14 protein-coding genes are annotated in these 25,963 nt (G+C 66.0%); 1 reads left to right on the top strand and 13 read right to left on the bottom strand.

Going from position 1 to position 25,963, the window contains the following annotated elements; all coding sequences use genetic code 11:
- Nucleotides 1-8: 8 nt before the first annotated feature.
- From ACTODO_RS04680 to ACTODO_RS04660, 5 genes are all read right to left on the bottom strand, one after another.
- On the bottom strand, nt 9-1,196 hold the full coding sequence (locus tag ACTODO_RS04680) for an ABC transporter permease (RefSeq protein ID WP_050749191.1): 1,188 nt from the start codon (nt 1,194-1,196) through the stop codon (nt 9-11).
- Between the two features lie 5 nt (nt 1,197-1,201).
- Nucleotides 1,202-2,467 (bottom strand): ABC transporter permease, encoded by a 1,266-nt coding sequence (locus ACTODO_RS04675; RefSeq protein WP_003791975.1) that lies wholly within the window; start codon nt 2,465-2,467, stop codon nt 1,202-1,204.
- Nucleotides 2,468-2,488: 21 nt separating this feature from the next.
- A complete protein-coding gene (locus ACTODO_RS04670; RefSeq protein WP_003791974.1) occupies nt 2,489-3,808 on the bottom strand; it encodes a DUF2318 domain-containing protein in 1,320 nt (439 codons plus the stop codon).
- Between the two features lie 135 nt (nt 3,809-3,943).
- Nucleotides 3,944-4,576, bottom strand: coding sequence for an iron transporter (locus ACTODO_RS04665; protein ID WP_003791972.1), 633 nt, complete (start codon nt 4,574-4,576; stop codon nt 3,944-3,946).
- 55 nt (nt 4,577-4,631) lie between these two features.
- Entirely contained in the window at nt 4,632-6,290 is a 1,659-nt protein-coding gene (locus ACTODO_RS04660) for an FTR1 family iron permease (RefSeq protein WP_034512077.1), read from the bottom strand.
- Nucleotides 6,291-6,640: 350 nt separating this feature from the next.
- Between ACTODO_RS04660 and ACTODO_RS04655 the strand changes: the two genes are divergently transcribed.
- Nucleotides 6,641-7,450, top strand: coding sequence for a CPBP family intramembrane glutamic endopeptidase (locus tag ACTODO_RS04655; protein ID WP_244262518.1), 810 nt, complete (start codon nt 6,641-6,643; stop codon nt 7,448-7,450).
- A gap of 935 nt (nt 7,451-8,385) precedes the next feature.
- Here ACTODO_RS04655 and ppdK read toward each other — a convergent pair.
- From ppdK to ACTODO_RS04615, 8 genes are all read right to left on the bottom strand, one after another.
- A complete protein-coding gene (ppdK, locus tag ACTODO_RS04650) occupies nt 8,386-11,103 on the bottom strand; it encodes a pyruvate, phosphate dikinase (RefSeq protein WP_003791967.1) in 2,718 nt (905 codons plus the stop codon).
- A 232-nt stretch (nt 11,104-11,335) separates the two neighbouring features.
- Nucleotides 11,336-12,661, bottom strand: coding sequence for an FHA domain-containing protein (locus tag ACTODO_RS04645; protein WP_003791965.1), 1,326 nt, complete (start codon nt 12,659-12,661; stop codon nt 11,336-11,338).
- A complete protein-coding gene (locus tag ACTODO_RS04640; protein WP_003791964.1) occupies nt 12,661-13,533 on the bottom strand; it encodes a PP2C family protein-serine/threonine phosphatase in 873 nt (290 codons plus the stop codon). The genes ACTODO_RS04645 and ACTODO_RS04640 overlap by 1 nt, the downstream gene beginning before the upstream one ends.
- Nucleotides 13,534-13,669: 136 nt before the next feature.
- The gene (locus tag ACTODO_RS04635) at nt 13,670-15,181 is read right to left on the bottom strand and encodes a serine/threonine-protein kinase (RefSeq protein ID WP_003791962.1); all 1,512 of its coding nucleotides are present in this window, start codon (nt 15,179-15,181) and stop codon (nt 13,670-13,672) included.
- Between the two features lie 17 nt (nt 15,182-15,198).
- Nucleotides 15,199-17,874, bottom strand: coding sequence for a transglutaminase TgpA family protein (locus ACTODO_RS04630; RefSeq protein ID WP_244262517.1), 2,676 nt, complete (start codon nt 17,872-17,874; stop codon nt 15,199-15,201).
- Nucleotides 17,871-19,097, bottom strand: a complete 1,227-nt coding sequence (locus tag ACTODO_RS04625) for a DUF58 domain-containing protein (RefSeq protein ID WP_003791959.1) — start codon at nt 19,095-19,097, stop codon at nt 17,871-17,873. Before ACTODO_RS04625 ends, ACTODO_RS04630 begins: the two co-directional genes overlap by 4 nt.
- 20 nt (nt 19,098-19,117) lie before the next feature.
- Complete coding sequence (locus ACTODO_RS04620) at nt 19,118-20,083, bottom strand: AAA family ATPase (RefSeq protein WP_003791956.1); 966 nt, start codon at nt 20,081-20,083, stop codon at nt 19,118-19,120.
- 77 nt (nt 20,084-20,160) lie between these two features.
- Nucleotides 20,161-25,956: an Ig-like domain-containing protein gene (locus ACTODO_RS04615; RefSeq protein ID WP_003791954.1), complete on the bottom strand. Its 5,796-nt coding sequence runs from the start codon at nt 25,954-25,956 to the stop codon at nt 20,161-20,163.
- Nucleotides 25,957-25,963 lie beyond the last annotated feature (7 nt).

Below are 25,963 nucleotides of genomic sequence, written 5' to 3'. Positions count from 1 at the left end.
GGTGACTCTCATTCTCCGCGCAGGACGAGCGCGGGATCGACGGCCAGTGCACGGCGCACGGGCGGGAGGCAGGCGAGGACGGCGATGAGGATCGAGCAGGCGACCGTGCCGAGGAGGATCACGGGGTGCAGCGAGATGGAGCGGTGGAACACGGAGGTGGAAATGAGCACGGCGAGGCCGTAGCCGGCCCCGGCACCCAGGAGGCCTCCGATGAGGCCGAGCATGACGCCCTCACCCATGAACTCGCGGGTGATGGATCGGGCGGTGGCGCCCAGGGCCTTGCGCAGGCCAATCTCGTTACGCCGCTCGGTGACGACGGCGATCATCGTCGTGGACACGCCGATCATAGTCAGCGCCAGCACGATAACGGTGATGACGACGAGGAGGGAGCGCAGCATCGTCAGCACGCCCGTGTCGGACTGGGCGAGGCGGCGCACGGTCTGGGCGTGAATCTCGGGGTTCGCGGCGTTCATCGCGTCGGCGATGGCGCTGAGCTGATCGCCTTCCAGGGCGATCGAATACTCGGCGAGCGACACGGCGCCGGTCTGCCCGGTCAGCGTGCTCATGTCCTGTCTGGACATGTACACGTAGCCGTCTTCGTTGCCTCCGGTCTTGAGGATGCCGGACACGGTCAGGGTGACGGTACGCGGATCGACCTTGAGGCCGGGCGCCGGGGCGCCGGACTGTACCTGCGCGCCCTTCGAGGAAGCGCCGGCGTCCAGCTGGCTTACTGTGATCGTGTCCCCCGCCTTCACGTCGATCGTCGAGGCGACCTGCTCACCGACGAGGATCTGGCCCGTCGCAGCAGGCCAGTCCCCGTCCACGTACCAGTACGGGTTCATGGCGTGCACGGCCTCCAGGTCGGCGCCGCCCGCAACGTAGGGCTGGTCGTTGATGGTGACGGTCTCGTAGTCGAACGCTGCGGATCCGACCAGAGCGCTCGCGGGCACCTGGGCGGTCGCGGCGGCCACGGCCTCGTCCGTGATGGGCACGTCACCGGCGGGGGTGACGACGAGGTTGGCGCCGTAGGAGCGGATCTCTCGGGCCAGCTGGGCCGGCACGTCGACGGCGATCGTGACGAGGCCGGACAGCGTGGTCGCGCCGATGGCGACGGCGAGGATCGCGATGAGGACGCGGGAGCGACGGCGCAGGATGGAGGAGGTGACCATCCGCCAGAACATTGCTCGTCTGGACATGGGCATCACCTTCCGTGCAGGACTTCCGCCGCGTTAAGGCGCAGCAGGTAGCGGATCGCCGGGATGGAGGCTCCCAGGACGACGAGGATGACAAGGATGGCGACGAGGCCGACGACGACGGGCACGAAGGCAATGGAGGAGCCAAAAACCATGTAGCCGATCGCCTGCGCGAGGGCGAGGCCTCCGCCGTAGCCGATGGCGCCGCCGACCAGGCCGACGACGATCGTCTCCGTCAGGAACAGCGAGATGATCTGCTTATCCTTGGCACCCACGGCCTTCATGAGGCCGATTTCGCTGGAGCGCTCCATGACGCCCGCGGTCACCAGGTTCGCGATGGCCAGGGCCGAGGCAATGAGCGCCAGGACGGTCACGAGGACCATGAGCAGCTGGGTCTTCTCGAGGATCGTGCCTTCGGACTCGGCGACCTGGCGGACCGGGCGGGCCACGGAGTCCGTCATGACTTCCTCGATCTGGTAGGCGATGGAGGAGACGTAGGCGGTGCAGTACCAGGTTTCCTTCTCGGACACGCTCAGCGAGTTCGGGTTCTTCGCGGCCTTGCGGGCCAGGTCGTTGTCGGGCGTGGTCAGGGCGGAGACCTCGACACTGCCGACGACGTTCTCGCGCTCGAGGAGCGCCTGGGCCTGCGCCAGCTGAATAAACACGCCACGGTCGGCGTCATCGCCGCTGGTGAGGATGCCGCGCACCGTGAACTCGTGCGTGATTCCCTCGCGGGTCAGGGTGAAGGTGTCGCCGACGCCGAGGCCGTGGGCGGCCGCGTAGGTGGTGCCAACAAGGGCGCCGCTCTCGTCGTCGTCCGCGGGCCACGACCCCTCGATGCCCCACCAGCCGCGCAGCTTGTCGAGGCCGGTTTCGACGCTCTCGCCGGTGGCCAGCTCGAGGTGGTGGCTGAACCATGTGCCGGTCGTGGGCACGTGCTCGCCGCTCCCGTCCGTGACTGACACACTCAGCAGGGGCGCGAAGTCGAGGATGTTGTAGGTCCAGAAGATCGTCTTGATGTTGCCGAGCTCGTCCTCGCGCAGGTAGGAACGGGACTCGGTGGCCTCGCCCGTGGAGTAGAGGTCGTCGAGGACGGCCGCGCCCTGGGGGCGCACGACGATGTTGGCGCCGTAGGACTTGAGTTCCTGGTTGACCTTGTCGCCCACGTTGAACATGACGGAGAGCATGGACGTGGCGACGCAGGCGCCCAGCGCGACGGTCAGGGCGATCATCAGGTGGCGGTTACCGCGCCTCGTGAGGGCACCGCGCAGCATTCGGAAGAACACGCGATCCCCTTACTTCGCGAAGACGGAGGCCGAGGCCTCGAGAGCCGAGATCGGCACGGTCAGCGTGCCGTTGGAGACCTTGTAGTCGATGGGGATCGGGTTGCAGCCGCCCTTAAAGCCGATGGTCGCGATGTTCATCGCCACTTCACACAGCTTGCAGATGACTTTGCCGTCCTTCTCGTAGTAGCCGGTGGGGCCGCAGATATCGCACGCGTCCAGGCCCACGCCGAAGGATGAGCCGGACTTCTGGATGACGATGAAGCGCACCTTCACGCCGCCCGAGGTCGTGTACTCGTAGCGGTGCAGGTGACCGTCGGAGATGTCGGCGAGGTTGACGCTCACCTGGTCGTCGACGACGCTGAAGGACTCGGGCGGGGACAGCTCGATCTCCTGGCTGCCGTAGGCGACGCCGACAGTGATGAGCAGCGCGCCGCACAGGTAGCCGAGGGCGGCGGTGCCCGCCATGGACTTGTAGAGGCGCGAGCGCGCGCGGCCCAGGCGTCCCTCGGCGGGGTTGGCCCCGACGGTCGGAATCGAGCGCGATGCCAGCCAGGTCAGGAACACGACGGCGCACAGGGCCAGGCCCGCGGCGATCGTGAAGACGGCCTCGTGGTTGATGAACCACGACATGACGTTCCACGCGTCCTTGGGAATCGCGATCCAGCGCTTGGCCTTGAGGATGCGCACGATCATCAGGGCGTGGTTGGCCAGCAGCGAGATCAGGATGAAGGCCGCCGGCCACACGCGGTTGTTCCACGAGCACAGGCGGTAGGAGACCCATGTGACGAAGCAGACGAGCACCCACGCCAGCACGTAGCCGACGAGCGCGAGAACGACCGGGGTCGAGTAGATCTCGACGCCGCCCGAGAGCATCATGACGGCCTGGTTCATGGCCGTGGGGACTGCGCGGAACAGGGCGGCCGCAATGTAGAGGGCGCCGACGATACGCACGAGGGTATCCCCGCTCACTGCGGTTTCCATCGACGAGGCCGCCCGGGCCTCATCGTCGGCGTCGCCGGGCAGGAGGGAACGCACGCGGCGCGAGCGCACCGCGATGAGCGCGAGGAACAGGACCGCGAGGACGATCGCGACGGGGAGGGTGAACAGGCCAACGGTCTGGCGGTTCACGGACTTGGGGGCCTCGACGTTAATGATCGTCAAAGCCAGGGAGGAGACCATGCCCAGGCCGATACCGGCCCACACGGCGACCGAGCGTGCCTTCTTACCGCGGCGACCACGCCCGGCGGCGGGCATGAAGCGGATGACGGCGCCGAGCGCGAGCATCGTCAACAGCAGCGTTAGGGTTGCTTCACTCATCTGCTGAAGCATTGGCTTTCCTCCCGTAATAAAGGTTCACCGAAGTCGTAGCTACGGTATCGATTCTAGTCCCCTCACGGGGCGAGGGCCGAGGCCAGCGGTCCTATAAAGAACCGCTGCCTCGGCCCCTCTACAAGCGATCGTCGATCACCAGGAGACGGCCGTGGGATCCCACTGCCAATCCGGGAACTCGGCGACGAGCGGCTCGGTCCAGAAGCGACCCTCAACACCCGTGGTCTTATCGGTGTGCAGCAGCCACACGCTGGGGGGCTTGATCATGAAGGACACGTCGTAGGTGCCGGCGTCCAGCTTGGGCAGGTTCAGGCCGTAGTGCGGGCCGTCGGACGCGTTCATCGGCATGAGCGTGCCCTCCTGGACGACGTTGCCGGACTTGTCCTTGATCGCGTAGTCCACGGTCAGGCCGGGGACGAAGTCGCCGGCACCGTAGCCGAGCTTGTTGTCGGCGGCAGCGGCGATGTCGGCCTCAATGTGCATCGAGGACTCGGCGGCGGGGGTGCCCACCTGGGGCTCCATCTCGACGGGCTGGAAGTAGACGCCACCCACGACGAGGGGGCCGACGTGGACCTCGTCGCCGAGGGGCTGCTCTTCGAAGCCAGCGTCCTCGCCGGGGGCGGGGGCGGCAGAGTCAGCGGCGGCCGAGGACGAGGTCGAGGGCTTCTCGCTGGAGGACGAGGAGGAGTTGTTGGAGCAGGCGGCCAGAGTGCCTGCGAGGGCCAGCGTGGCCAGGGCCGCGCCGACGCGGAACAGAGAGCGCTTCATGTGATGATCTCCTGTGCGTGTTGGTTGGGTGAAACGTCGGTGTCGCTCGAGGGTGTCATTCCCCGGCCCGCGACTGGGCGGCGGCCTCGCGGGCGAGGCGAGCTTTTCCGAAGAAATAGAGACCGACGATGATGGCGAGAACGATGGCTTGCGCGGCCAGGTTCTCCACTCGGGGGTAGATCCCCAAGAGGTCAATGGTGGGGAAGCCGGAGATGGGCGTCAGGGACACGACGTCCGCCTCCTGAAGTTCCCCGATACCAGAACCCGTGAACGTGAAGGCCATGAAGGCCATCAGCATCGAGGTAATGGTGAAGAAGGGGCGCAGCGGGATGCGGACCGCCGCGAACTGGATGAGCAGGTAGATGATGACCAGGGCCACGAGGCCGACCGCCAGGCCGATCCACACGTAGTGGACCTTGTCGCCCGCGGCGGCAACGATCGGGACGTAGAAGAGGATCGTCTCCGCACCCTCGCGCAGGACGGCGAGGAAGGAAATGAAGGCGAGGCCCAGCAGGGAGCCGCTGCTCAGCGAGGCGTCGGTCTGCTTCTTGATGTACTCGTCCCACGCCTTGTTGGAGGACTTGTTGATCATCCAGTTGGAGACCCAGATCAGCATGACAACCGCGAAGAGCGCGGCGAAGCCCTCGAGGAGCTCCTGGTTCGCGCCCGCCAGGGAGGTGACGTAACTGAAGAGGAAGGCCAGACCGATGGACAGGCCGAAGGCGAGCACCACGCCGCCCCACACGATGGGGGCCTTTTTCTTGTGGCCGGCCTTAGCCAGGTAGGCCAAGACCGCGGCGACGACCAGGATCGCCTCCATGCCCTCGCGCAGAATCACGAGGAGGGAGGGCAGGAACTGGGCGATCCACGGGGAGGTGCCCGAGCTGTCAGTGGTCTTGTCGGCAGCCTTGCCGGTGTAGCCGTCGAGGCTATTGGCGTCCTCGCGGATGTAGTTCGTCAGTGTCGAGAGGTGCTGGTCGACCGCCGCCGAGTCGTCGTCGGTCATGGCCTTCTTCAGGAGGGAGAACTCCATCTCCACCTGCGAGACGCGCGAGCCGGAGATGCGGCTCATGACCTGCTTCTCCATGCCGGTGATCTCGTAGTGCTTGTAGTAGGCCTCGTTGACCTTGTCCTTACCGGCCTTGGCGTCGCCGCCCTTGTAGGCGTTGGCGCCGTCTTCGAGGATGCCGTTGATCGTCTTGGCGACCTCACCCCACGCGCCGGGGCTGTAGTCGTCCGACGAGGCCTGGGCTGCCGACCCGGGGGCCACGCCATCCAGGGATGCGCCATCTTCGACCATGTACTGCTTGAGGGTCGTAGCGTGGTTATCGACGCCCGCACTGTCGGCGTCACTCATGGCCTTCTTCAGGAGGGAGAACTCCATCTCCACCTGGGAGACGCGCGAGCCGGAGATGCGGGCCATGACCTGCTTCTCCATGCCGGTGATCTCGTAGTGCTTGTAGTAGGCGTCGTTGACCTTGTCCTTGCCGCCCTTGGCGTCGCCCGCCTTAAAGGTGGACACGCCTTGATCGATCAGGCCATTGATCGTGGTCGAAACATCGCTCCACGTCTGATCCGCGGCTCGCGAGGGCGAGGCGAACATCGCCACGGCCAGAGCTGCCATGACTGCGACGATGAGGACGCGACTGAGTCGCTGACCGATGTTGCGTACGTGAGCGCGAATACTATGCGCGTGAGCGCGAAGCACTGTCACCGCTTGCCTCCTGACGATCCGGCGATTAGATAACGCAGGGATAATGCGTTTTCTATGCATTGAGCGTAGCCACATCTCGCCCAGGCGGAAAGTAGTCCGTTTAGGTCGCCCTAAATTGTGACCATGCTGTGACGGTGCTAGCGCGGTAACACACCCCCCTTGAGGGACTAAGGACCCAGGGCGATCGTTTGCTGACACGCTGCCACGAAAACCTTTCCCCGTCAGGGAAAACGAGCCACGTCGCTTGCGCGCCAGGCACATCGTTTCAACTATCCGCGCGCCACTCTATTTCAAAATCTGTCAGAATATACGGGCAGCACAACAGCCCAACAGGAAGTGGCCTCAGCTCCATGCCTACCGACCCAAGCACGCACCGCGCACCTTCGACTCCCGTATCGACCGGGGCGACCCCGGCACCGAGCCCCCTGCCCACTGTCACCGCGACAGATAACGCAGCCAAGGCCTCGTTCCCCATGCGGCCCGCGCGCCCAAGTCGCGCCGACTGGGTGCGGATCGTGATCTTCGGCATCCCCTACGCGACCTTCTTCCTACTCGGCATCGTGCCGACATCGATCATCCCCGAGTCATGGAACATCACTGCCGTCAACATCGTGCTCGACTCGATTTTCCTGGTCATGGTACTGGCGTTCTTCGGGCGCGAGTTCTTCCCCGCCTTCTCATACTTCCGCACACGACCGGCACTCAAGATCGCACTGCTATTCGGCATGTGGTTCCTCCTCACGATTGTGCAAGCCACGCTGCGCATCTCCATCTACGGAACCAATCCGCCGATAGCCCAGAACCAACAGGCCGTCATGAACGCCCTGTCCGAAGGCGCTCTCAGCATCGTGTTCTCCTTCTTTGTGGCCATCGGCGTCCCAATGATTGAGGAGATCTTCTACCGGCACATCCTCATCGGCAAGCTCAGCGCGTTTGTGCCCACGTGGCTCGTCGCGTCGATCTCCGCCATTCTCTTCGCCTACATGCATTGCTACCAGTGGCAGGACCTGCTGGCCTACCTGCCGATCTCCATCGCCCTGACCCTCATCTACGTGAAATCAGGGAAGAACATCGCTTACTCGTGGGCGTTCCACGCTCTGAACAACTCGATCATGGTGGGCCTGATCTTCCTGCTGCAGAGCATCGGCATTACTCCCTGACACCCCGGCTTGAACCACGCCGATGCCCCGCAACCGGCCGCACCCTGAGCGCAGCCACCGTCGGAAAGCCGCAACCCGTGGCACCGCTGCTCCGGCCCTACGCCTGCGCACGTTACCCCACCCGGTGACACATGGTCACACCCGCCCAGCCTCCAGTAGATGGTTCTCGCAGCGCACAAGTGGGTTCATACCTCGAGCAGATGCGCACAACCAACACGCGTCCACGAGAATTGCACTAGTTAGGGAGCAGTACACCACCTCCCAACTGGTGCAATACCCACCTAAGTGGTGTAACACCAGTTATCAACAAGCATTCGCGCGGACATGCACCGCTTACACGACGCGCGAGGGGCCAATGCTGCACCAGTTCGTGAGGCAATGCGACACCACAGTCGACCGTTCAACCAGCAACACCGCGAGGATGCTGCACCCGTTACGAGGCACTGCACCCTTTACCGGGCGCTACACCCGTTACGGGGCACAGCACCCGATCAGAACGGGTGTAATGCCTACGGATCGGGTGCACTGCACACTCAAACAAGAACAAACGCGGAATCTGAAAGCTCACACCACACACGGCACAGGAGAACTGGCGAGAAAAGTCCGCCAACCCCCGGCGCACCAAGCACCACCCGCAACAACAGAACACAGGCCCGCACACTCACCCACCTGGTGGCAACGTGGGCCCACCCCTGCGCATGTGAACCCACCTGGTGGCAACATCGGCACACCCGCCCAGCCTCCGGTAAATGGGGGTAGCTGCGCACAAGTGGGTTAACACCACCAGTAGATGGGCCGATAGGTGGGCCGATCTACCACACGCTCCCCCGCCCACAACACCCCGCCCACAACGGAACGAGGCCGCGACCGGTTTCCCGGCCGCGGCCTCGTCACGCTCACTCATCGGCGCTCAGCGAACCAAGCACCACCAGCGATCAGGCGGTCATGTCCACGTGATCCTCGACTGCGGCGCGGCCAGCCTCGAGGCGGGCGACGGGGACGCGGAACGGGGAGCAGGACACGTAGTCGACGCCCACGTTGTGGAAGAAGTGGATCGAGGCCGGGTCGCCACCGTGCTCGCCACACACGCCGAGCTTGATGTTCGGCTTGGTGGAGCGGGCGCGGCGCACGCCCTCGGAGACCAGGGTGCCCACGCCATGGACGTCGATGGACTCGAAGGGGGAGACGCCGAAGATGCCGGCCTCGATGTACTGCGGGAAGAACACGCCCTCAACGTCGTCGCGCGAGAAGCCCCACACGGTCTGCGTCAGGTCGTTGGTGCCGAAGGAGAAGAAGTCGGCTTCCTCGGCGAGGTCCTCGGCCGTCATGGCGGCGCGCGGCAGCTCGATCATGGCGCCGATGGAGACACCGGACAGGTCCACGCCGCGGGCAGCGGCGACGGAGGCGATGATGCCTTCGCCTTCCTCGCGCACGAGCTGGAGCTCACGCACGGAGCCGACGAGCGGAACCATGATCTCGGGACGCGGGTTGAGGCCGCGGGCCACGAGGTCGGCGGCCGCCTCGCACAGGGCGCGCATCTGCAGGGCGAACAGGCCGGGCAGGTAGATGCCCAGGCGCACGCCGCGCAGGCCCAGCATGGGGTTCTGCTCGTGCATGCGACGGACCTCGACGAGCATGGCCTCGTCGGCGGGGTCGAGGGTGCCGGTGGCCTTGCCGACGGCGACCTTCGTCTCCAGCTCGATGAGGGCGGGCATGAACTCGTGGAGCGGCGGGTCGATGAGGCGCACGGTCATGGCCTTGCCGTCCATGACCTCGAGCATCTCGAGGAAGTCCTGCTTCTGGAGCTTCTCGAGCTCGTTGAACGCGGCCTGGCGCTCGTCGGACTCGGGAGCGGAGAGGATGGCACGCTCAACGAGCGGGCGGCGCTCACCCAGGAACATGTGCTCGGTGCGGCACAGGCCGATGCCCTCGGCGCCGAAGGCGATGGCGCGCTTGGAGTCGAGGGGAGTGTCGGCGTTGGCGCGCACGCGCAGGCGGCGGACCTTGTCGGCGTGGGCAAGGAGCTTGTCGACGGCCTCGACGAGCTCGCGGGTGCCCTGGTCCTCGCCGGCGGCGGCAATGCCGGCCTCGAGGCCGTCAGCCAGGTAGGTGGTGACGGGCGAGTCGGCGACGGGGACCTCGCCGCGGAAGATCTCACCGGTCTGGCCGTCGATGGCGATGGTGTCCTCGGAGGTGAGGACCAGGTCGCCGATGGTAACGGTGCCGGCAGCTTCGTCGATGACGAGGGATTCGGCGCCACACACGCAGGTCTTGCCCATGCCTCGGGCGACGACGGCGGCGTGCGAGGTCTTGCCACCGCGGGCGGTCAAGACGCCTTCGGCGGCGACCATGCCGGGCAGGTCATCGGGGTTGGTCTCGCGACGCACGAGGACGGTCTTGATGCCCTTCTCGGCGGCCTCGACGGCCTGGGCGTTGTTGAAGGCGATCTTGCCGACGGCGGCGCCCGGGGAGGCGGCCATGCCGCGAGCGATGAGCTCCTTCTCGGCCTTGGCGTCGAACTGCGGGAACATCAGCTGGGTGAGCTGGTCGCCGGTGACGCGGCCCAGGGCCTCGTCGCGGGTGATGAGCTTTTCGCCCAGGAGCTGGGTGGCAATACGGAAGGCGGCGGCGGCGGTGCGCTTGCCGACGCGCGTCTGGAGCATCCACAGCTTGCCGCGCTCGACGGTGAACTCGATGTCGCACATGTCGCGGTAGTGGGTCTCCAGCTTGCGCATGATGGCGCGCAGCTCGTCGTAGACGGGCTTGTTGATTTCCTTGAGGGCGGACAGGGGCAGGGTGTTGCGGATGCCCGCAACGACGTCCTCGCCCTGCGCGTTCTCGAGGTAGTCGCCGTAGACGCCGGAGTGGCCGGAGGAGGGGTCGCGGGTGAAGCAGACGCCGGTGCCGGAGTTGTCGCCCATGTTGCCGAACACCATGGTGCAGATGTTGACGGCGGTGCCCAGGTCGTGGGGGATGCGCTCACGGCGGCGGTAGATGCGGGCGCGCTCGGTGTTCCAGGAGCGGAATACGGCCTCGATGCCCATGTCCATCTGGGTGCGCGGGTCCTGCGGGAAGTCCTTGCCGGTCTGTTCCTTGACGATGCCCTTGAAGGTGTCGACGAGGCCCTTGAGGTCCTCGGCGGTCAGCTCGGTATCGCCGGTGACGCCGCGCTCGGCCTTGAGGGCGTCGAGGGCGTCGGAGAAGAGGTCGCCATCGATGTCGAGGACGGTCTTGCCGAACATCTGGATGAGGCGGCGGTAGGAGTCCCACGCGAAGCGTTCGTTACCGCTAACGGCCGCGAGGCCGAGAACGGATTCATCGTTGAGGCCGATGTTCAGGACGGTTTCCATCATGCCGGGCATGGAGAACTTGGCGCCGCTTCGCACGGAGACGAGGAGCGGGTCAGAGGGATCGCCGAGGTGGCGGCCCATCTGGTCTTCGACGCCGCGCAGGGCGGTGGTGACCTCGGTGGCAAGCGACTCGGGAACCGTCGACTCCTTGAGGTATGCGCGGCATGCCTCGGTGGTGATCGTGAAGCCGGGGGGAACGGGCAGACCGAGCTTCGTCATCTCGGCGAGGTTGGCTCCCTTTCCTCCGAGGAGGTCCTTCATGGACTTGTCGCCCTCGGAGAAGTCGTATACGTACTTGACCATCGTGGTCCTCAACTTCCTTGTTTGCGATGACCGACCCACCAGCGGGTCGCTACCAGGGGTAAGGATACACGCTTCAAGGGACCAAGGTCACCTTAAGGCGCGCGCGAGTATGATTGTCCTTACATAGATGAGGCCGGGACAGTCGACCGCTCCCCTCTCCCCCGTGAACAACACAGACAAACTCAGGTGGGGCGAGCCCGAAGGCCCGCCCCACCTGCAGCGTTTGAGTCAATCAGCGCACGCGGAACTCGATGGTGGTTCCCTCGCCCACATCGATGAGGTCGCCGTCGTTCAGGGCGATCGTCACCATGGGGGTGACGTCCTGGAACGAGCCGTCGGCGTGGCGCAGGACGGTGCCGTTCGCGCTGCCCAGGTCCATGAGGGCCCAGGAGCCGGGGGTCGTCATCATGACGGCGCAGTGTGAGCGGGAGATCTCGGTCTGCGGGCTGGGCACGCGCAGGACGGTCGCGACGGGGCGGCCGGTCAGCGCACGGGCGTCGGGGTCGCGGCCGATGACGACGTCACGGGAAACCTCGACGGGCACGGTACCGCCGTGAATCAGGAACGCGACGGGCGCGGCGGGGCCCGAGTTCGTGGGAGCCAGGCGCAGGATCGTCGCCTCGGTATCGGTCTCAGCACCCAGGTCAGCCAGGCCCTCGGCGCTCATGGCCTCAGGGACGGCGGGAGACTCGACGACCTCCCCAGAGGCCGGCTCAGGCGAGGCCGGGACACCCGACTCGCCGAAACCGCCCGCACGTTCGGCGGACTCAGCGGTGTCGACCGGCGGTTCCTCGGCATCAGCAACGATGTAGAGCTCGCCCGAGGGCTGCTCAGTATCCTTCGCAGGTGCCTCCTCGTGCGAAGCTTCCTCAACCTGCTCATCCGAGACCTCGGGAGCCTCGGGAGCTTCCTCGTCGTCAGGGTTGCGCGAAGAGGGGCACAGCGACACCGGGCTATTGCTGGTCGCGGCGAGGAACTGGGCCTCAACAGCGGCCAGATCGACGGAAGCCGAGTGTATGGAAGGCTCCGGCAGCTCCTCGCGAGCCTCGCGGCGGGCACGGCGCTCGCGGTCCGGAATATCGGGATTGATCAGGAAGCCCATCGTGTCGACGGGCATCGAGGCAAGGGCCTCGACCTCGTCGAGTGCGCGTCCGATACGGATCTCCCCAGCTTCGACGCGATCGGCGGCGGGCACCATCCACGTGACCTCGTCGCCGTCGACGATGGTGGCCTCAAAGGTCTGCCACTCACCGGGGTTAAATGGCCACGCCCAGATCGGGTCGGTCCACACCTGCTCGGTGATCTGGCCGGCGGCACGCATGCGCAGCTGAATATTGCCCAGCACAGTCAGGTACGGCTGCTCGCCCGCGCAGTCCAGCAGCAGGACGTCACCCTTTTCAGCCTGGACGTGGGACAGCCACGCCTGGGTGTCGGCGCGTCCCCACACCACATCGGCGGCGGAATCCGCAAAGTCGAGCGGAGCCAGCGCCGCACCGAGGGGACCCGTGACGAGCATCGCGCCCTGCCCGCGACACAGGAAGCGTCCAATCTGAAGCATCAGTTACCGCCTTCTCTACGAGGAACCCGGCGAGCGGTCTCAATCGACGCCGGACGTACTGGTTGAATCATCCGATTCATGACATTCATTGTCAATGTTACTCGCGATTTGGTTCCTGCGTAAACTACAACCGCGGTCGCATTGTCCCGAGTCCCCGCCTCCAGCGACGCTCGAACAAGTCTGTCGGCCGCACCCTGCGGACCATCGCCGTCCGCAACAACCTCATGAATCCGCGAATCACTCAGGACACCGTGCACGCCATCCGTGCAAATCACGGCCCGATCTCCATCTTCCAACGGCATGATTGTATAGTCCGCTTTCACACTTCCGACCTGGCCTGCACCGAGTGCCTTTGTCACGACATTTGCGGGAGGGATCACACGAGGAGCCCCAGAGGTAGCCGCAAGATCACGCGCCTCCTGCAGCGCCGAGTGGTCGTGGGTGAGCTGCCGAATGCCCCCACCACCCACAACATAGGCACGGGAGTCACCCACGTTAAATGACAGCCAGTACGACCCTTCGGCGGTACGCAGCACCATGAGGCCCGACAGCGTCGTGCCGGGCGCACTCATCGGATTATCGACCGACGCCAACGAGGCGACCGCCGTGGCCGCTGCGTCGATCGCAACGGACAGATCCACCAGGTCAACGGAACGATTCCCAAGGCGCTGAGGACTCAGGAACTCCCGCAGCGTAATGACAGCCTTCGACGAGGCCTGGGCACCACCCAGGTGCCCACCCATCCCATCTGCGACAGCGAAGACGGGGGGAACCGCCAGCCAGGAATCCTCGTTCTCAGAGCGGACCGGACCGATGTCGGTCGACGCGCCCCATCGAACTGCGGGCCATTCCGCATGTTCTTCTAGAGACATGTGCCTTCATCCTTTAGCTGCGTTGAGCGCGAGAGACTACGCGCGATACTGACTATTTTACACCCGGCGTGACCAGCGTCTCGATCGACGAAACTGGAACGCAAGTAAGAATAACGAACCGACGAAATGATCTGCGTCATGGAACCTCCACGCAGACACGGACCGGGTCTGACATGCGCCCGGAAGAACGCGACACCGTCGTGATCTCGATGCAGTTCTCGCCACTGGCCCCATCGATCGTCACACTCGTCGATTCCACGCGACCACGCGATTTACCGGCCGCCCCCGAGCCCTCGTAAGCGTACACGATGTCCGAGGGAGCGGGACCCTCGGGAGCGGTCCACGTCCAGGCCACCATACCGTCGGAGTACTCGCCGGCCAGATTCGACACCTTCGGGGGTGCCACGCCCAACGCGTCACCCGGGGCCGCCGAGGTACTCGTCTTCTCCGGATCGGGAGCGATCCGCGTAAACGACCCCTGTCCACGGAGTATCCCCGCCACCAGCCCGGCCGCGATCAGCGCGGCCAGCAGCGCCAGCAGCATGCCCGCCAGCGGCGAGATAGTCTTCTTAGCCTCCGAGGATCCCTCGACGACACGACGAGCCGAGACCTCGTCCACATCCCCAGAGCGATCGCTCTTCCACGAGTCCGCCACTGCCTCGACGCCGCCGGAACCAGCCCCTCCCTCGAATGAGTAGGTGGCAGAGCGCAGCCGCGTCGCATCCGGGTCGATGACCGGCGCGCCACGCAGGCGCGTCTTCTGATCACCAGTGACGGTGACGGAGGCTTTAGAGCGCTTCTCCTTGATCTCCATCTCCGTGCGCGGGTAGCCAATCTCTTCCTGAACCCGTTGAAGACCCTCGCCAAACTCCTTGGCCGAAGGCGTGCGCTCCGCCGGGTCCACCGCCATCGCCGCACGCAACACACGCTCCAACTCACAGGGAGCATCCGCTCGCCCCAGGCCACGCATGCGTCCGCGCTGCACGCGGTTGGCGATCGACGCCGCCGAATTGTCACCGATTGGGTCCTCGAAGGGGCTACGCCCCGTCACAAAAGTCCACGTCGTTGACGCCAGAGCCCACACGTCCTGCAGCGGCGAGGCGGGTGCGGTCACGTCCTGCTGCTCCGGGGGTGCCCACAGCACCGAGAAACCATCAAAGGCACCAACCTCCAACGCTCCGACCTTCGACGCGACTCCAAAGTCGGCCAGGACCGGCTTGCCGTAGGCATCCATCATGATGTTCGAGGGCTTGATGTCGCGGTGCACGTAGCCCTGCCAGTGGAAAGTCTCGACGACGCCGCAAATCTTGATCATCGTATCCAGGGCGTCCTCAAGCGACATCGGTCGCGCGCGAACCTGGGTGAGGAGGTCGGCAACCGGGCAGTACTCCATGACGAGATACGCCCGCCCGTCTGCGGTCGTTCCCACCCCGTGTAGCTCCACGACGGAGGGGTGCCCCGACAGGAGAGTCATCGCATCGGCTTCACGATGCAGTTCCTTCGTGCCCCGCGCATCACCCTGAGCACGCACGACCTTGATAGCCACATCGCGACTCGGTAGCTCCTGACGGTACAGGAACACGTCGGCGAAACCACCTTGCCCCAGAGGACGGACCCACCGGAATCCGGGAATATCCGGCCCCCTCATGCCTGCGACAGCTGGACTCACTGATCGTTCTCCTCTCGCATCGTCCGCCCGACCACGGGAGTAACCCTGCGTAGCTTGCGGCGCATGCGCAGACTGCGCAGGGAGAAAGCCCGGCGCACGCGCGCGAGGAAGCCCGCACGCTTGGACACCTGGTCGCGCAGGTCCCTCACCTGTGCCCACGCGGCGCGTGCACTGTCGCGCGAAAAACCATTAGAAGCAAAGTTAGCGACGTCTGCGAAGCGCGCGATGACGACGGGAGCGGGAACGTCACCTCCGAAACGGCTCCAGCCATCAATCACGTAGCGCCCCTTGTCGGCGACGCCTGCACTATCCGAGGAGGAGGTCGCCCCGTCCTCGCCAAGGTTTACCTCGTCCGTCACCAGCGCAAAGGGATCGCCCGGGTCTTGCCCCAGTTCCCACTGGGAGGAAAGAGCCCACGCGGTCTCCTGACGAGTGCGTCCCAGATCGATACGCAGGCCATAGTCGGCAGCCAGGTCCACGATCTCGTCCCACGAACCCACCAGCGCCTCGCCGGGGGAGGCCCTGCGGCGACGCCTGCGCCGGCCCGCCTTGAACACCAGGATCGCCAGGGGTGGAATAGCGAGGAGGAAGACAGCGCCCGAACCTGCGGCGATGAGACCCCAGGGAAGGCCCACCTCGGGCGGCTTGAGGGGGTCGGCGTTCTGGTCTCGTGTGGGCGGAGGCATCTCAGCCGGGGGCTCGGGAGGCTCCGGCGGCTGCAGGACCTGCGGGCGCGGGACGGAACGAGGCTTGGGCACCTGAGTCTGCGGCACATGATCGCGCGGCGGAGTCGGGTCGAACACGCCCCAGACACCGCCCGAGAACTCGACCTCAACCCACGCGCGAATATCGGATCCACGCAGGGTCGCGGCACCTCCCTGGGAGCCGCCCTCGGGGTAGGCTCCCATGACGACGCGCGCGTTGATGCCCAACTGGTGCAGCATAAGAGCCATGAGAGCCGTGTACTGCTGATCGTCGCCAATCAGGTTCTCGTCGGAGGCCAGCATGCGCTCCAGCCGATCGCTGCGCACGCCCGGCCGCGAAAAACGAGTGTTCTCGTTGAGGTAATAGCCGTTGGTGGACAAGTAGTGTTCGATGGCTCGCGCCGCCGCGAGCGGCGTCGACGCGTTCTGTGTGAGCTCGGCGGCCCTATCAGCGAGGCCGTCGGGAACATTCTTGTCCTCCAGGGTTGCCGACACCGCCACGAGGTTAGCCAGTTCTTCGTCGCGCACAGGCGCGACGAACTCCGTGGTCACGTTGTAGCTCATCGAACCGACGGGGCCGGTGGTCAGAGCCGCATTCGCCCACGTATCGACATGGAGGCCCTTCTTCTGCTGGGCTGCCTGCCCGCCAGTGAAAGCGATCTGCGAGGGAGTTCCCAGGACGGGAACCCACGGGCCTGACAGTCCTGTGGTCGTGAGCGTCACCACTGACGTGCCCTGCGCGCGACCGGGGATGGTCGTATGAACCGGGATGTAACCCGTATGTCCGTCGTCTCTCTTCCGGGACATGCCAAAGGTCGTACCGTCGTAGACGTCCATCGCGGCGATTCGCACACGCTGGTTCTCAGGTAGATCTGAGACGGTCAGCAGCGTCTCGTCCTTCAGATCCGTCGTGTAGTGACGGAAGGAAGACATCGGGGAAGGGAACGCCTGAACGTCAATGGGCGGCTGAATCAGGTCGCGCCCAACAAGGCGCCCGCGGGAGGACCCCAGGACCGCCGCAGCCGGCATCGCCACGCCGACGGAGACCGCGAGAACGACGATGGCACCAAGCGCTCGCCTCCCCACGTAGACGGTCGAGCGAGAACGACGCCCAACCGTCGCCTCGCCGCCAGGCGAACTTGCTCGTCCCACGAGCACATCCTGCCCCAGGGTGATTCTCTGGTACTGTGCGGCGCTCGCCCACCAGGCGACCACAAGCGCCCACCAGACCAGGACCAGCGACAGAGGAAGAGGATAGCGAGCGAGCCCAAAAAACACGGCGATAACCGCCATCGCCACGACGGGGATGGACCCCGGGACGGCCCGTCCGGCACACGCAGTTATCAGGCCCGCCAGGACCGCCAGGACCAGGCCGCACATCCACGGCACCAGCGCCGGTCCGGAGTAGACCGACACCGGGGGCGTGAGCGTCAACAGGTCCTTCCAGGCACGGAAGGATCCGAGCACCATGACCTGCAGGGTCTGCCCCGTGGGTAGGAAGCCGTACAGCGCCTCTGAGCGCAGCGCGGCACCGCTGCCGACCAGGAAGTAGGTCACCACAACACTTAAGACCGTCGTGAGTGCATCCCACCGCCAGTAGGTAGAGGCCGCGGCGATCGCCAGGCCGCAGGCCACTCCTGCTCCGGCAGCGATCGCACCAACTCCGCCACCGAAGACCGGTTCAAAGGCCGCGACAGGCCCCACGAAGAGGAAGGCAAGAACCAGGAGGGACCATATCGGCAAGCTCGACCGGTACGTCGCGAAACGCTGTGTGACGGTCAGGAGGCGCGAACGCGTCGTCTTGGGACGAGGCCCCTGCGGCCCCACGTTGGGACGGTCGCCGTCGCGGGAAGAGGCAGAAGGAACGGAGGACGCTCGCACCTCGGTTGCAACGGGGGACGTCGGTGTCGTCTGAGCCTGCGATTCAACCCTTTGTGCGCGAGGCTTGGTATCAACGCTGGTGGTCATGCAAGCCCTCCGGCAACGATAATGCGCGGCAGGTCCTCAAGGCGCGAGCAGTCGAGGAGCACCCCTCGCCCGAGGTCTCGCCTGGTTCGTCCCTCAGCCCCACCGATTCGGATGATGGAAACGGGGACGTCAATGGGAGCCAGCCGCGCCAGGTGCGCGGCGTCGACATCGCTCACCTTCGGGCCGACCACGAGGGTGAGGGCCGAGACTCCGGGGCGCTCAGCCACTGCCTCGCGCACGCGCAGAGCCAGGTCCCCTCCGGAACCCGCCTTGATCTCGGAAAGGGTGTCCAGAAGGCGCATGGCGCTACCCGACGGCAGCCAAGCCTCCGTCGTTGTGACCGACACGGGACGAGACTCGCGCAGGCTGGCCAGAGCGAGCGAGGCGGCGACGGAGACCGCCGTCTCAAAGGAGTCGTGATCCCAGACGTCGCGGGAGGTGTCCAGCACAATGACGTGGTGGGAACGGTGCGTTTCCTCGTACTGGCGGACGATGAGCTTGCCCAGGCGGGCGGTCGACTGCCAGTGGACGGCGCGCCGATCGTCCCCGGGCTCGTAGTCGCGCAGCGCGTGAAAGGACACGTCGGAGCTGGAGAGCCTGCCCGTGGACACACCCTCGACATCCAGCTGGAAGCCGGTGGCGTCGAAGGGAACGCGCACGGTTCTCGGGTGCACGTGAAGGATGACGGGCTCGTCCCACACGCGCACGCGGCGCAGCAGTCCAAGGGCATCAGAGCGCACCGAACGCGCCGGACCCACGTTGATGACGCCGCGGTGACGCGAGGAGATGAGGAACATTTCGTCCCACGACCGTCGCGCACCCAGCGGGGGCACGACGAATTCACCGGTGCCCGAGCCGATCGGTAGCTCGATGATGCCCGACCGCACGGGCCGGTTGCGTTCGTTGCGCACCGTGATCTCCCCGACGGCAGTCTGGCCGGCGACGATGCGCTCGTTGGGGACGCGGATCGACACGAGGTGCGGGGGCTTCCACGCGACGCGGGTGGCCGCCAGCACGAGCGCGACGACGCCAGCAAGCGCGCACGCCAACGCCTCGACCCACTGGAACACCGCGGCGACCGCGACGCCGGCGACGATGAGCACGATGACGGCCCAGCCGATCGGCGTGACGGCTCCCGCGAGCGCCGCGAGGGGCCACGGACGGCCGGTCTGCTCCCTGCGGTGCCCGACCCCGTCTGCGCTATCCGAACGCTTCCCTTCCATCACTTCTACCGAGAGGCTCCTTACGCGCCGACCGCGGGTGCGGGGACCGAGGTGAGGGCGCGCTGGATGACGCCCTCGGAGGTGGCACCGGAGAAGGCGGCGTCGGGGTCAACGACAATGCGGTGGGCCCACACGGGGACGGCGAGCGCCTTGACGTCGTCGGGCAGGACAAAGTTGCGTCCCTGGGCGGCGGCCCACACGCGGGTGCATCGGACCATGCCGATCGCACCGCGCGTCGAGACACCCAGCATGGAAGACTCGTCCTCTCGCGTGGCTTCCGCGAGGGCGGCCACGTAGTCCAGGACGGCGCGGTCCGTGTGGTTATCCGCTGCAAGTGCGGACCATGCGACGATGTCCTGGCCGGACACCATGGGTTGGAGGTTCTTGGATCGGTCGGGCGAGGCCGAGCCGTCAAGGACGTCGATCATGGCGCTACGCGAGGGGTAGCCGATCGAGGTCTTCATGAGGAAGCGGTCCAGCTGGGCTTCGGGCAGGGGGTATGTTCCGGCCTGCTCGACGGGGTTCTGGGTCGCGATGACCATGAAGGGCTGGGGTGCGGGGCGACGCACGCCGTCCACCGTGACCTGCGCTTCCTCCATGACCTCCAGGAGGGCCGACTGGGTCTTCGGCGAGGCGCGGTTGATCTCGTCCGCCAGAACGATCTCAGCGAAGACGGGGCCCGCGTGGAAGACCCACTCGCCGGTCTTCTGGTTGAACATGTTCACGCCCGTGATGTCGGAGGGCAGCAGGTCGGGGGTGAACTGGATACGCGAGTGCGTGCCATCGATGACGGCGCTGATCGCGCGCGCCAGGGCGGTCTTTCCGGTGCCCGGTGCGTCTTCGAGCAGCAGGTGTCCTCCGGCAAACATGGTCGTGAGCGCGAGGCGCACCGCCTGGCGCTTGTCCAAGACTGCCACGGAGACCCCGTTGACGAGGTTCTTGAACACCTGGGCGAAACGCGTCGCGTCCTCAATGGACAGTGACATGAGTATCCTTTTCTCTTCGGTCGTTGTGTTGGTTGCCTGTGGGCTGGTTCCCGGGCTTTCCCGCTCGGGACCGTGTCCTAGTGCATGTACTTGATGATCTCTTTGCCCGTCGACAGGGTGATGAAGAGGGCGACCTTGTAGCCGCCATCGTTTGGCAGTTCGGAGCCAAGGACCCGAAGGGCCGGGGTCTCAGTGGGCGATATGACGGCGTCGCTCTGCTTGTAGATCGTCTGGCCGCTCGCCGAGTCGACGACCTTCAGGCGGCAGCCGTAGGTGCACAGGCCCTCGATCTCCCTGGTGCGACGGATCCCCACCGCGAAGCCACCGTCGGGGTAGCTCGCATAGTCCGCGTGAATCGGGATGTTCGCCCAATCCTTGTCCGGGGGGACCGGAGCGGCGGCGTGGTCGTTCCTCGGGGTACCGGAAACCCTGATGGCGCTCGATACCAGGCCCGAGGTCGAGATCTGGCAGAAGTAGAAGTCCTGCGCGACCCCGTCGCTGCCGGCTCCGCCGTTCCATACAAAGTTCGTGCCCTGAACCTTGCGGTTTTCGTCGTTGGCACGCGCCTTGTCGGCACACTCGGCACCGCTCTTGCCCCAGAACACGGCGAGGTCAGAAGCCACGTAGCCTCGCCCGGGCTTGACATTGACGTTCGTGACGTGGAGCTGGCCGGAGTTGCCCGTCGCCGTGATCGTCGGAGGGTCGATCTCGAAGGGCGGCGTGTTCGGGTTCGGCGGGATGCGCACGGTCTGGGGGGCCGACGTGGTGGCGTCACCTTCAAGGTTGCGCACGGTCACGGTCACGGTCGCTGTTGTCGCCGAATCCTCGAGGACCACCTTGAGCTTGCGCGTGTCCCCCGTGACGTTCTGCGACTCGCCGTTAACGTTGATGGTTGTCTGGCCCCATCCGCTGCCGCCACTGTTGCCGACCGTCCACGAGACGAAGACTTTCGCCACGATCACGCCTTGTCCCTCCCAGCGTTCGGTGGTCACGGTGACCACCGGCTCGTCCGGGGCAACGTGTGAGGGATGAGGATGCCCGCTGGTGGGCGAGGACCACGGTCCGGCCTGACCCTCGCCGTTGACGGCCCGGACCCGAACGGCGTAGTCGTGCCCGTTGACCACGGAGAGCGTGGTCGACAGTCCATGCACGGTGATCGGTTCGTCGGTGTTGACCTGGACCTCGTAGTGGTCGATCTTCGACCCGCCGTCACTCTCAGGAGCAACCCACGAGACCTTCAACACCGAGTCACCGGCCTCCACCTTGGGCGCAACCATCTGGCTGGGCTTTCCGACCGTCGTAATCCTATTCGACGCCGCGGAGGGCTTGGAATCGCCCTCGCTGCTGGTGGCGACAACGGAGAAGGAGTAGCCGCGACCGGCGCTGAGCCCATCGACCGTACACGAGCCGGCGGTGCAGGTGGCCGACACCTGCTGGCCCGAGTCAGCGTCAAGGACCCGGTAGCCGGTGACGGTGGCGCCGTTGGTCGCACCCGGGGTGAAGGTCACGCGAGCGCCGCTCGTCCCCCTGGCCTCGGCGCGCACTCCCGTGGGGGCATCCGGCGCACCGACGACGGTGACGGTGATGTTGCCCTGGGCCGAGCGAGACGGGTCGCCCAGGTAGTCGTTGAGGCGGTAGGTGACCTTGATGGTTCCCACCGCGTCGGGGGTGATCGACACGACCGTCCCCTCGGCGTGCACCCGCCCGGCTCCCAGTCCCACGACCGTGCCCTCGAGCGTGAGCGGGGAATCGGGGAAGGGATTGATGGCACGGGAGGCGACGTCCACCCGCACCGTTTCGTCAACCCGGGCCCGTTCCTGGTAGTCAGGCGCGCTGACGTGAGGCTTGGAGGAGGCCACGACCTCGACGGGGACGGAACCCGACACCGAGTTGCCGTCCGTGTCGGTCACGCTCACAGCGATGCTTCCGGCCGGGCCTCGGGCCGTGCCCTGGGCCGCGGTCACGGTGAGCGTCGAACCCGACACCGAGGCGCTGATGCCATCGGGGACGGTGCCCACCGAGTAGGTGAAGGTCGAGGGGTCGCCGCCCTCGGGATCGGTGACTCCGAGCGCCAGGTTCTGGGTGACGGCCTCGCCCCCGGCCTCGACGCGCACGCCGGTCGGGGTGAAGGTGGGCGGCTGGTTCTGGGTCGCGCGCACCCGAACGGGTACGGACAGGCTCGATGACAGAGCGCCCGCGTCATCCCCGTCGCTGACCTGAATGGTGAATGCCGTGTTTCCGGAGAAGCTCTCGGCCGCGCTGATCGTCAACTGCGTCGCACCCTCGGCGCTCACCGACGTCAGCCCCGCCTGGGCGGCCGGAGAGGACCCCTCCACCAGCTGCGCAGAACGCCCCGATCGCACGATGACGTAGTCGGCGAGGGAGATCGTGCGCTGGGATCCCGCGTCCACCTCGATCGGGAGGTTCGCGTTGTTCAGGAAGGGCGCGGTGGCGTTGCGTCCGGGCACGGTGACGACGGCGGAGTTGGTCAGTCCGTCGCGGTCGGTGATCGTGTAGACGACGAGGCGCAGCTGATCGGAGACCGGGATGAGCAGGTCCTGGCCGCTCACGTTCACCCCGGTCTCGCCGGTGGTGACCTTCAGCTCGTCCACCGACCCGTCGGGGTCGTCGTCGTTGTCGACGACGCGCACGCGCACGGCCGACCCGTCCTCGGGCAGCTCCGTGTAGGCCACGTAGTCGTCGCGGGCGACGGGGGCCTTGAGGGGGACGTCCTCGGATACGTAGATGGTGGCCAAACCGGTCGCGGAGCCGCCTCGGCCGTCCGAGACCGTGTAGGCGACCGCGTAGTTGCCGGGTTCGGATGGGGTGCGCACCGAGATCGTGGTCGCGGAGCGGACCTGAGGATTGAGCGCGGGCGTGGCCGTCGTCAGGCCACCCTCGTCCAGGGTGAGCGTGTCGCCGTCGGGATCGACGTCGTTGGACAGGACGTTGATGTTGAGGACGCGATCAGGGCGGGCCTGCACGGTGTCCGGGACGGCCACGGGGTTCTGGTTGGACGTGGGTGAGGGGGAGATCGCGACGCGCACGCGGGCGGAGGCGCGCGCTCCCTTGCGGTCCTCGACCGTGTAGGTGAAGGTGTCGGTGCCGACCGCCCCGCGGTTGGGCGTGTAGTCGATCCAGGTGGCCGAGGCGGTGGCCACGCCCTGCGTCGGTGAAGAGTCCACGCCGACCAGCGTCACCGAGTCGCCGTCGGGATCGATGCCGCTCAGCGTGACAGGGATCGTCACGGCCTGACCGGCGCTCGTCCACGCGTTGAGGGTCCTCGGACGGGGGGCCTCGTTGCTGTCGGAATCCGGGATGACCTCGAAGGTGACCGTACTGGAAGCGCGGTTGCCGGCGGAGTCGATGACCGAGTAGGTAACTTCAAGGAGTCCGGGGCTGGTTCCGGCCTCAAGGCGCACCTGGTTACCCGTCACGAAGGGCGTTCCGACCGCCGAGGCCTGGTCGTACTCGAGAGTCGACTCGACCTGGAGGTTCAGACCGGCCGGGGAGCGGTCGTTGGACAGAACCGAGACCGTTCCGACATCGCCGACGCGCACCTTCGCCCGGTCCGGCCGCAGCACGGGTGCCATGTCGGAGCGATCCGAAGCGCCGGGAATCACGGTCACCTCGGCGGTGGCACTTCCCTGACCATTAGAGACCGTGTAGGAAAAGGTCACGGTCTTGTCAATGCCCGCATGGGCGGTGATCCGCAGGAGGTGGCGTTCGATGAGCGCAACCTCAATATCGGGCGCCTTCGTCGTATCCACCGAGGTCACTGAGAGCATGCCTCCGGCGGGGTCGTAATCGTTACCCAGGGGATTGATCAGGACAGATCCGCCCTGGGGTAGGACGGCGGTGTCGTTCTCTGCGATAGGACGCACCGAGGAGGAAGCCACAACCTCCACGCGGATGATACCCAGCGTCGTCGCGATCCCGTCAGAGACCGTGTAGGCGAAGGAGTAGGATCCGGGCTGCTGCGCCCGAAAGTCGATGGTTCCTCGGTCAAGGTCCGGGGTGAGAGTCGCACCCGACGGGGCTCCGGAGACGGCGGCGAGGGAGAGCGGATCGCCGTTGGGGTCGGTGTCATTCTTGAGCGGGTCAAGGGTGACGATCTCGCCCGGCTGAGCCTGGAAAAGGTCGCCGTTGGCCGAAGGCGGGAGGTTGCCCGCCTCCTGGACGTTGACCACGAGCTCTCCGCGGGCCTCGGCACCCTGGTCGTCAGCCACCGTCAGGACGATGGTCTTGGGGCCAGCCGACGCCCCCTCCTCCGCGATGGTTACGGTGCCATCTTCGACGAATGAGACGTTCAGGCCAGTCGGAGCCTGGACCTCCTTGAGGTAGATCGGGTCACCGTCGGGATCACGCCAGTCACTGAGGGCCTGGTACTGGATCTGCGCGCCCACCCCGATCTTGACGGAGGAAGAACGCACCTGAGTGGGGGCCTCATTCTGGCCGTAGGGGTGGATCGTGACCTGAACGTGGGCGGAAGCGGAAGCCCGCCCATCCGAGGCATCGTAGGTAAAGGACGTGGATCCGCTCTGGTCTGTTGATACGTCCTCGATTTGCAGGGCGCGCCCGCTACGAGCCACGACCGCAGAACCCCATCCCGGCTGCGTGGTCGGGGTGGCGGTGAGCACGTCCCCGTCCAGGTCGGAATCGTTGTCCAGGACGGGCAGAATGGTCGAGCGTCCCGGGCGGATACCAAACTCGTCGTCGACGGCCTCGGGCGGAGTATTTTCCTCGCGCTGCTGCGGGTCGGCCACCTCGTTGGTGAGCTCCGGGCTATCCTGCTCTTCTTCGCTCTCTTCGAGCTGATTCTCGACCTCATCCCAGTTGTCCATCAGGACCATGTTTGAGTCGGGCAACCACACGTTCCCCTCGGCGACGTCGTTGAGGACGATGGCCTTGCGATTGGTGCGGAAGACAACCTCACGGGCGGAGACGAGCGTATCGACGACCATCTGCTCGTTCGAGGCCGGATCCTTGCAGGAGCGCACATACGCCCCCGATCCGCTCCACGCACCGTAGGCACATCCTTCATGCCGCACGGGCGCCGCCGGGATGCCGGTCGGGGACCCCTCGGCGGCGGGCGTGATCACGGGTTGCCCACCCGTCAGTGGAATCGCTACAAGAGAGGTGGCGGTGGCCATCAGGACCGAGTCATCCTTCGGTCCGGCTTGCTGCAGGACGGCATCGGCCTCTATACCGGCCGCGCCGAGGTCGAGGGTCTTATTCCCGGGCAGAAAGAGGGTGTTAGAGGCAGAGTCAAGGGCGACAACCTGATCGCCGACGACCGTGATGGAAAGGCGGGCACCATCGGGAATCCCGGTGACCTGAGTGGTCTTCGCTTGATCGACTGACCCGCTGCGCTTGACGGTCGTGAGCGTTCCCGAGTTCGACAGGGAGTACACGGAGCCGTCCTCGCCGGTCACGAATGCACTGGCCCCCATGTTCGAGGCCAGAGCTGCAGAGTCGGCGAGATTGGAGGGGCTCGGAGACGCCGCAGACGTTGTCCACAGGGTGCCATCGGCAGCGTTGAGGACGCCGAGGACGTCACCCCCCTGCATCGCACTCGAGCCGGCGGGCAGCGCCGTCGGAGAGCCGAGGGCGACCTGGGTGACGTTGACGGGGGCAACGGTCAGTGAGCCGAGGTCGGAGACTGTCACCGTTTCGCCAGCCTGGCCGACGTCAAAGTTGGTAGCCTCGGTGCGCAGGGCACCGTCAAGAATGCGGGCTTCGTAGTCGAGGTGGCCGACCAACTGCTTGGACTTGTTAGTCACCCAGATACCGCCATCATTGACGTTGACCTGAGTCACTTCGGCGCCCTTGTAAATGACGCCTGCGATACACAGCGCAGCAACGACGAGCATGAGAACA

This window comes from Schaalia dentiphila ATCC 17982, from assembly GCF_000154225.1.
GTDB classification, from domain to species: Bacteria; Actinomycetota; Actinomycetes; order Actinomycetales; family Actinomycetaceae; genus Pauljensenia; species Pauljensenia dentiphila.
This window is presented reverse-complemented; position numbering and strand designations above follow the sequence as displayed.

Coding starts and splice junctions, on each gene's coding strand:
- ACTODO_RS04680 (WP_050749191.1), bottom strand. CDS start 1,196: ATGTCCAGACGAGCAATGTTCTGGCGGATGGTCACCTCCTCCATCCTG.
- ACTODO_RS04675 (WP_003791975.1), bottom strand. CDS start 2,467: ATGCTGCGCGGTGCCCTCACGAGGCGCGGTAACCGCCACCTGATGATC.
- ACTODO_RS04670 (WP_003791974.1), bottom strand. CDS start 3,808: ATGCTTCAGCAGATGAGTGAAGCAACCCTAACGCTGCTGTTGACGATG.
- ACTODO_RS04665 (WP_003791972.1), bottom strand. CDS start 4,576: ATGAAGCGCTCTCTGTTCCGCGTCGGCGCGGCCCTGGCCACGCTGGCC.
- ACTODO_RS04655 (WP_244262518.1), top strand. CDS start 6,641: ATGCCTACCGACCCAAGCACGCACCGCGCACCTTCGACTCCCGTATCG.
- ppdK (WP_003791967.1), bottom strand. CDS start 11,103: ATGGTCAAGTACGTATACGACTTCTCCGAGGGCGACAAGTCCATGAAG.
- ACTODO_RS04645 (WP_003791965.1), bottom strand. CDS start 12,661: ATGCTTCAGATTGGACGCTTCCTGTGTCGCGGGCAGGGCGCGATGCTC.
- ACTODO_RS04640 (WP_003791964.1), bottom strand. CDS start 13,533: ATGTCTCTAGAAGAACATGCGGAATGGCCCGCAGTTCGATGGGGCGCG.
- ACTODO_RS04635 (WP_003791962.1), bottom strand. CDS start 15,181: ATGAGGGGGCCGGATATTCCCGGATTCCGGTGGGTCCGTCCTCTGGGG.
- ACTODO_RS04630 (WP_244262517.1), bottom strand. CDS start 17,874: ATGACCACCAGCGTTGATACCAAGCCTCGCGCACAAAGGGTTGAATCG.
- ACTODO_RS04625 (WP_003791959.1), bottom strand. CDS start 19,097: ATGGAAGGGAAGCGTTCGGATAGCGCAGACGGGGTCGGGCACCGCAGG.
- ACTODO_RS04620 (WP_003791956.1), bottom strand. CDS start 20,083: ATGTCACTGTCCATTGAGGACGCGACGCGTTTCGCCCAGGTGTTCAAG.
- ACTODO_RS04615 (WP_003791954.1), bottom strand. CDS start 25,956: ATGCTCGTCGTTGCTGCGCTGTGTATCGCAGGCGTCATTTACAAGGGC.